Origin of the sequence: Streptomyces graminilatus, from assembly GCF_001418565.1 — a bacterium.
Classification (GTDB): domain Bacteria; phylum Actinomycetota; class Actinomycetes; order Streptomycetales; family Streptomycetaceae; genus Streptomyces; species Streptomyces graminilatus.
This window is the reverse complement of sequence record NZ_LIQQ01000320.1, coordinates 1-6,518: the sequence shown is the minus strand read 5'-3', so window position 1 is coordinate 6,518 and position 6,518 is coordinate 1. Positions and strand designations below refer to the sequence as shown.

The 6,518-nt window shown below is 69.8% G+C and carries 6 protein-coding genes; 5 read left to right on the top strand and 1 reads right to left on the bottom strand.

All coding sequences use genetic code 11. From position 1 onward, the window contains the following. Positions 1-270 precede the first annotated feature (270 nt). Entirely contained in the window at positions 271-1,185 is a 915-nt protein-coding gene (locus AOK08_RS26245) for a DUF4231 domain-containing protein (protein ID WP_055530510.1), read from the bottom strand. 238 nt (positions 1,186-1,423) lie between these two features. Here AOK08_RS26245 and AOK08_RS26240 point away from each other — a divergent pair, with 238 nt between their 5' ends. The 5 genes from AOK08_RS26240 to AOK08_RS48935 all read left to right on the top strand — a co-directional run. Further along, positions 1,424-1,603: a hypothetical protein gene (locus AOK08_RS26240; RefSeq protein ID WP_055530508.1), complete on the top strand. Its 180-nt coding sequence runs from the start codon at positions 1,424-1,426 to the stop codon at positions 1,601-1,603. A gap of 94 nt (positions 1,604-1,697) precedes the next feature. After that, positions 1,698-3,944: a radical SAM/SPASM protein FxsBH, inactivated beta-hydroxylase extension form gene (fxsBH, locus tag AOK08_RS26235; protein WP_055530506.1), complete on the top strand. Its 2,247-nt coding sequence runs from the start codon at positions 1,698-1,700 to the stop codon at positions 3,942-3,944. After that, positions 3,937-4,926 (top strand): AAC(3) family N-acetyltransferase, encoded by a 990-nt coding sequence (locus tag AOK08_RS26230; protein ID WP_338400153.1) that lies wholly within the window; start codon positions 3,937-3,939, stop codon positions 4,924-4,926. The genes fxsBH and AOK08_RS26230 overlap by 8 nt, the downstream gene beginning before the upstream one ends. A gap of 108 nt (positions 4,927-5,034) precedes the next feature. Beyond that, complete coding sequence (locus AOK08_RS26225) at positions 5,035-6,369, top strand: TIR-like protein FxsC (RefSeq protein WP_241827098.1); 1,335 nt, start codon at positions 5,035-5,037, stop codon at positions 6,367-6,369. After that, the coding region (locus AOK08_RS48935) for a ParA family protein (protein ID WP_157876797.1) at positions 6,366-6,518 on the top strand (153 nt) is incomplete at its 3' end. The genes AOK08_RS26225 and AOK08_RS48935, both read left to right, overlap by 4 nt.

Sequence of the window (6,518 nt, the reverse complement as noted above, 5' to 3'; positions counted from 1 at the left end):
CTTCGGGGCCCTGGATCTTCGGGGCCCTGGATCTTCGGGCACCCGGCCCCAAGATCTCCGGACGATCGAACCTGCGGGCCCGGTGGGGGCTGGTCGCGCAGTTCCCCGCGCCCCTGGCAGGGCGCGTGCCGCGCCCATCCCCGGTGCGCCCCGCAGAGTGACGCCGCCGGATCTCCGGACCATTGAACCCGCGCGCCGGTGGGGGCTGGTCGCGCAGTTCCCCGCGCCCCTGACGGGGCGCGTGCCGCAGCAGTGACGCCGCCAGGTCGTTCAGCCGAATCTGATCACCCAGTCCGTGTGTTGCGGTGAGACCAGGTGTTCGGCCTCTGCCACCGCGTTTGCCCAGGTCGCCTCCGTCACCGTTTTGGTCATCGTGATGCGCAGGGTGTCGAGGTCCTGCTTGATGAGGGCGTACGCGTATGCCAGTGGGCGGTGCCTGCGGACCTCCTGCCAGGCCACCCCGGCTGCCGCCGCCGCGCTGAGCAGGCCGGTGAGGTCCCAGCCGCCGATCACCCCGAGGGCCCTGAGGCCGGCGGAGAGGAGTGCGAACAGGGTCAGTACGGCGGTGATGGACGACCAGTGGGCGGAGGCCCGGTGCGTCTGGGCCGCCTTCTCGCGGTGCCAGACGAACTGTTCGAGCAGGCGGTCGCGGAGATAGATGTCCCGGCGCGCGGCGAAGGACTTGGCGCGAACCGCCCGCATGGCCGGGGTGATCTGGTCGATTCCCCGGGCGCGGGTCCCGTGGCGCGAGTCGTCGACCCAGCCGACCTTCCTCAGCTCCGCCAGTCTCCCCTCCAGCCGCTCCGCGAAGAGTCCGTCGGGATCGGCGACCCGGGAGTGGAAGGGCCCGCCGTGCACCATGTACTGCCAGGCCAGCGATTTGAGCAGCTCGGCGACGTCCCGGTGGGCCCGCCAGTGCGCCCGGGCCCGGCGGCGGGCGGTGTGCAGTCCGACGGCGATGGTCAGCGCGTACAGCACCGCCGCCAATGCCGCTGGAATATGACTGTCGAGACGCTCCGCGAGCATGGCGGCCGTCGTGGCCAGGAGAAGCGTCACTAACTGTGTGCGCACCGCGCGAAACGATTCACCTTGCCTGACCAGCGCACGATGGTCACTTATCCGGAAGAGCGGCGGCAGATCACTGTCACTCAAAGTCACACTGGGCCCTGGAGTTCCCGTCCGCATGGTCCCCCCGTACGGCTAGAAGCGAACACCCTGTGGAAATTCTCGCCCAGGTGCGCGAGAAGAGCACGCATCCGGTATGCGGTGGACTGTGCCGCGTGGTAGCGTCCGCGCGAGAAGTGTCCACACAGGTCTCAGCCTGTCTCAAAAACGTCTACAGATCCACCAGGATCGTCCCCCGTACGACGGCGACGGGACGGACTGGGTCTGTTCATCGACGAAGTGGAGCTATGAGACAGCCATGAACAGGGCCACGACGATCCAGAGTGAATCGGCCATTTCCCGGTCGGCGCAGCGACGGCACACCCCACTGATGTCCGCCGCCACCGACAAGGCAGCCGCCGTCAGGTCAACCGGACGTCTGACGGACGCCGCGGGTTGGGCCTCGAAAAAGCCGATCACCTTCAATGCCGCGATCTGACCGGCAATAGGCCCAGCGACCTGCGAGTTCCCGGCAAAGCCACTGCCGGGAACCCTGGCCCCGCACACCCGGGCGCCCCAACCGTCCCAGAGGAATGAGGACTTGGTGGCACCATAGCCGCTCGGTGACCCTTAGGCTATCGCGGGTGACCCAAATCCAAGAACTGGTCCTGAAGATCCACAGCAGATGCAACATCGCTTGCGATCACTGTTATATGTACGAGCTGGCCGACCAGAGCTGGAAATCGCGGCCCACGGTGATCTCCGAGGACACGGTCACACACGTCGCCCAACGCCTCTCGTCCTATGCGGAGGCCCACCGGCTGGAATCCGTTTCGGTCATTCTGCACGGCGGAGAGCCCCTTCTCGTGGGCCCCGGACGCCTTCGCGGTATCTGTTCGGAACTCACCCGCATCCTGTCTCCCGTCACCACCCTCGACCTCCGCATGCACACCAATGGAATGCTGCTGCACAGACCCCAACTGGAAGTACTCCGGGAATTCGGGGTAAAGGTCGGCGTCTCTCTGGATGGTGATCGTCCGGCCAATGACCGGCATCGCCTCGATCGCCGAGGACGCAGCAGTTACGACAAAGTGCTGGCGGGAATCGAGCGGCTGCGCGCACCCGAGTACCGGCACCTTTACATGGGCCTGCTCTGTACCGTCGACATCAAGAATGACCCGGTCGCCGTCCATGACGCGCTCACCGCACTTGATCCGCCCGCTATCGATTACCTTCTTCCGCATTCGACATGGGACAGTCCGCCGCCTCCCGGAATTACGGATTCCCCGACTCCGTACGCCGAATGGCTGCTCAGGATTTTCGACCGCTGGGAGGAACAGGGCCGCCCCATGAAGGTGCGCACCTTCGACTCGGTGCTCAGCACCCTGCGCGGCGGCCCCCCTCTCACCGAGGCCATGGGGCTCGCCCCGTCGGATCTGGCGGTCGTGGAGACCGACGGCGGCATCGAGGGGGCCGACTCGCTGAAGGTCGCCTATGACGGGGCTCCGGCGACGGGGTACGACGTCTTCCAGCACGGTTTCGAGGAGTACGCCGGTCATCCCGGCGTACAGGCACGGCAGTCGGGCATCGAGGGCGTCAGCGAGACGTGCCGCCGATGCCCGGTCGTCGAGTCCTGCGGCGGCGGGCTCTACGCGCACCGGTACAGCGGTGAGCGGGGCTTCGACAATCCGTCCGTGTTCTGCGCGGACCTGCGCGCCTTCGTCGAGGGCGTCGCGGAGCGCATCACCGAGCGCGCACTCACCCCAGCCGTCCATGACCTCGACGAACTTGCCTTCGCACAGGGCGAGTTGACGCGTGACCTGCTGAGGCTCATGAACGACCGAGCGGCACCCGACGACGACTGGGCCGAGGCCTGGCAGGCTCTGCTGCGGCTGGACGCCGACGACCGCGCGGCACCTGGACTGGACGCGGTGCTCGCGCATCCCTACACCCGGGCCGCGCTGCGCCTCGCCTGGGGCGGGCCCGCACAGCCGGCCCTGCTCGCCCCGCTGGTGGTGGCCTCGGCCGTGCGGTCGGGGGCCGGTACGACGCTGGCCTGGGAACATCCGGCCGCCGTGCTGCATCTGCCGACCCTGGGCACCCTGGAGCTGCCCGGCCCTGGCCGGGTCGAGGTCACGGCCGACGCGGACGGCCTTCTCGTACGGCACGAGGGGGGTGGGGATGAGGTGCGGGTGCCCTTGGGTGGCGGCGGTGCGGGCTCGTCGTCCGGGGCCGTGCGCTGGAATCCCCTGGATCACGGCCGTCCGCTCGTCGACGACGCCGACCCGTTCCGCGACTGCTTCGCCGCTCCCGTCGCCGGGCCGCTCTCCCCCGGTGAGCGGGACGAGTTCCGCGCGCTGCTCACGCGGTGCTACGCGCTGCTGGACGAGCGTCGGCCCGGCTGGCGGGGCGATCCGCACACATGCGTCGCCACGGTGGTCACCCCGCTGTCCAAGGGCGCCGGAGTCCAGCTCGGCCGGCATGCGCCCGGCGCCCTCGGGGTGGCCGTCGATGCCGAACCCGAGGAGTTCGTACGGCAGTTGCCACGGCTCGGGCGGCTGGCGCGGCTCGCCGCACTGCGCGAGACGACTGATCTGGCGGTACCGGGCAGCCCGGCCGGGCGGCTGCTGGACGAGGCGAGCGAGGCACTGGCGTCGGCCTGCGGGGAGTGCGACTCGCACAGCCCCGACACGGACGGCCACGCCGTCGCCCTCAAGGAGGCCCACCGGGCGCTCACCGAGTTGGCCGCCCAGCCGGAACGACAGCTCACCGGGACCGGTGCCGCCCTTTGCGCCCAACTGTGGGCCGAGTGGCGGGAGAAGTCGGGCCGACATGGCTGACGTCAGCGACACCCTGCCGCCAGGAACGTCGGGTCCCCACGGCAACACCCCGCACGAGTCGCCCGGTCACCCGCCGAGCAACCCGAAGGAACGGACGGGCACGGCCGTCACCGGCGAACTCGCCCTGCCGCGGAAGGGATCGAGTCTCCGGGAGAACGCCCCGCGCCGGCAGGTCAGTTGGGCGCCGGGCGGCGAGAGGAGACCGGCGGGCGCCACCGCCGCCTCCGGTGAACTCGCCGGACTGTTACGGACGTTGGCCATCCGCCGGAGTGGCGTCCTGATGGTGCACGCCTCCCTCCGGGGCAGCGGGCTGCGGGACACCGAGGTGCGGGACGCGCTGCTCGACGTACTCGGACCCGCCGGGACACTGGTCGTGCCCGCGTTCACCCAGGAGAACTCCCGTACCTCGCGCGCCCATCGGGCCCTGACACGCGGGCTGGGTGAGCGGGAGAGAGCGGAGTACGAGGCCTCGATGCCACCGTACGAGCCGGTCACCTCGCCCTGCCGGGACAGCATGGGAGTGCTCGCCGAGTGTGTCCGCACCAGCCCCGGCGCCGTGCGCAGCGCCCATCCGCAGACCTCGATGGCGGGTATCGGCCCGCGCGCCGCCGAACTCCTCGACGGGCACGACCCGTGCTGTCTGCTCGGGGAGCGTTCACCGCTCGCCCGGCTGTACGAGGCGGGGGCCCAAGTCCTGCTGCTGCGCGTGGGGTTCGGGGTGTGCAGCGCCTTCCATCTCGCCGAGTACCGGACGGATCCGCCCCGGCCCCGGCGCACCTACGAGTGCGTCGTCGGGGAGAAGGGCAACTGGACCTCGTACGAGGACACCGCGCTGGACGACAGCGGCTTCGCCGCGCTGGGCGGTGAACTGCCCCGGAAACTGGTCGAGTCCGGGGAGCTGGCGGGACGGGAAGTGACTCTGGTCGAGATGCGGCCCGCCGTCGACTTCGCGCGGGACCGGATGTCCGGATATCGCCAGTGAATGACGTGAAACGAACGGCACCATCGAGCGGGTCGTCGGGCACATTGTTGGTCCGGCCTGATGACGCCGTCGGCGGGGCGAGGGCATCGTCAGCGGGCAGGGGGGCGCGTGAACACACCCGCACGGGAGCAACGGTCGGACAACCGGCCCTATTTTTTCCTCAGTTACGCGCACACACCGGCCTGGGGAGCGGGCAACGGCGACCCCGACCACTGGGTGCGCGTGCTCTTCACGGATCTGTGCGACCACATCATGGCACTCACCGACCTGCCCGCGGGCGCGGCGGGCTTCATGGACCGGGAGATGCGTTCCGGGGACGGCTGGCCGGAGAAACTCAGCGAGAACCTCGCCACCTGCCGGGTGTTCGTGCCGCTGTTCTCGCCAAGATATTTCACGAGCGAGATGTGCGGGCGGGAATGGTTCGCGTTCCATGAACGCATCCTGCGCGCCAGGAACACCGGTGCCGGGGACGTGCCCGCCATCGTCCCGGCCATGTGGACGCATGTCGACTACGGTCAACTCCCGGACTCCGTACGGCACATCCACTTCGACCAGGCCGCCTACGGGGACCGGTACGCGGCCCACGGGATCTACGGGCTGATCAAGCTGAAGCGGCTGCACGACGAGTACGAGGAGATCGTGCTCGATCTGGCCCAGCGGATCGTGCGGGTCGCCCACGACTCGCCGCTGCCCGCCGCGCGGCCCCGGCCGTACGAGTCCACGCCGAGCGCGTTCAAGCCGCGCGGCGAGGGCCCTAGGCGCATCCATCTGACCGTGGCCGCGCCGACCCGGGACGACCTTCCCGAGCATCGCGACAAACGCCCGTACGGCGAAGACGCGCAGGACTGGAACCCGTACCACTCGGAGAGCACCCGGCCGCTGCCCGCGCTCGCCGAGGAGCTGATCCGGTCACTGGACTACCGGATCACGATCTCCTCCTTCGACGACGAGGACCCCGGCGGGCAGGGCGACGACGGGCCCGCCGACGCCACCGGTGACGACCTGGAGAAGGCGCCGCCGGGCCGGCCGGGCATCCTGCTCGTCGACCGGTGGGCGCTCACCGACCCCGAACGCCGGGAACGGCTGCGGAAGTTCGACCTCGGGGCGCGCCCCTGGATCAGTGCGATCGTCCCGTGGAACCGGTCGGACCTTCAGTGCCACAGCGAGGAGGGCAAGCAGTTGACGGCGGACCTGGAGCGCACCCTGCCGCTGATCCTCGACCGGGGCCGGCGCACCGACTGCCGGATGGCCGTCAACGGCGTACCCAGCCTGAAGGCCTTCACGGACGTCCTGCCGGCCGTCGTGGCGCACACGACCCGGCAGTATCTCAAGCACGCGGTGGCTCACCCGCCCGCCGGCCCGCACGTGCCCCGGCCCCGTCTGATGGGCCCCACCCACCCGCCGTTCCCGGAGGCGGGAGACGACAACGGAGGAGAAGCATGACGGCCGTGCAGGACGGACGGATCATCACCTTCTACTCGTACAAAGGTGGCACGGGCCGCACGATGGCCCTGGCCAACACCGCGTGGATCCTGGCCGCGAACGGCAAGCGTGTGCTGGCCGTCGACTGGGACCTGGAGGCGCCCGGCCTC

What these genes read in the sequence shown, in the direction of transcription:
- fxsBH (WP_055530506.1), top strand. Translation starts at nt 1,698, where the DNA reads ATGAGGACTTGGTGGCACCATAGCCGCTCGGTGACCCTTAGGCTATCG.
- AOK08_RS26230 (WP_338400153.1), top strand. Translation starts at nt 3,937, where the DNA reads ATGGCTGACGTCAGCGACACCCTGCCGCCAGGAACGTCGGGTCCCCAC.
- AOK08_RS26245 (WP_055530510.1), bottom strand. Translation starts at nt 1,185, where the DNA reads ATGCGGACGGGAACTCCAGGGCCCAGTGTGACTTTGAGTGACAGTGAT.
- AOK08_RS26240 (WP_055530508.1), top strand. Translation starts at nt 1,424, where the DNA reads ATGAACAGGGCCACGACGATCCAGAGTGAATCGGCCATTTCCCGGTCG.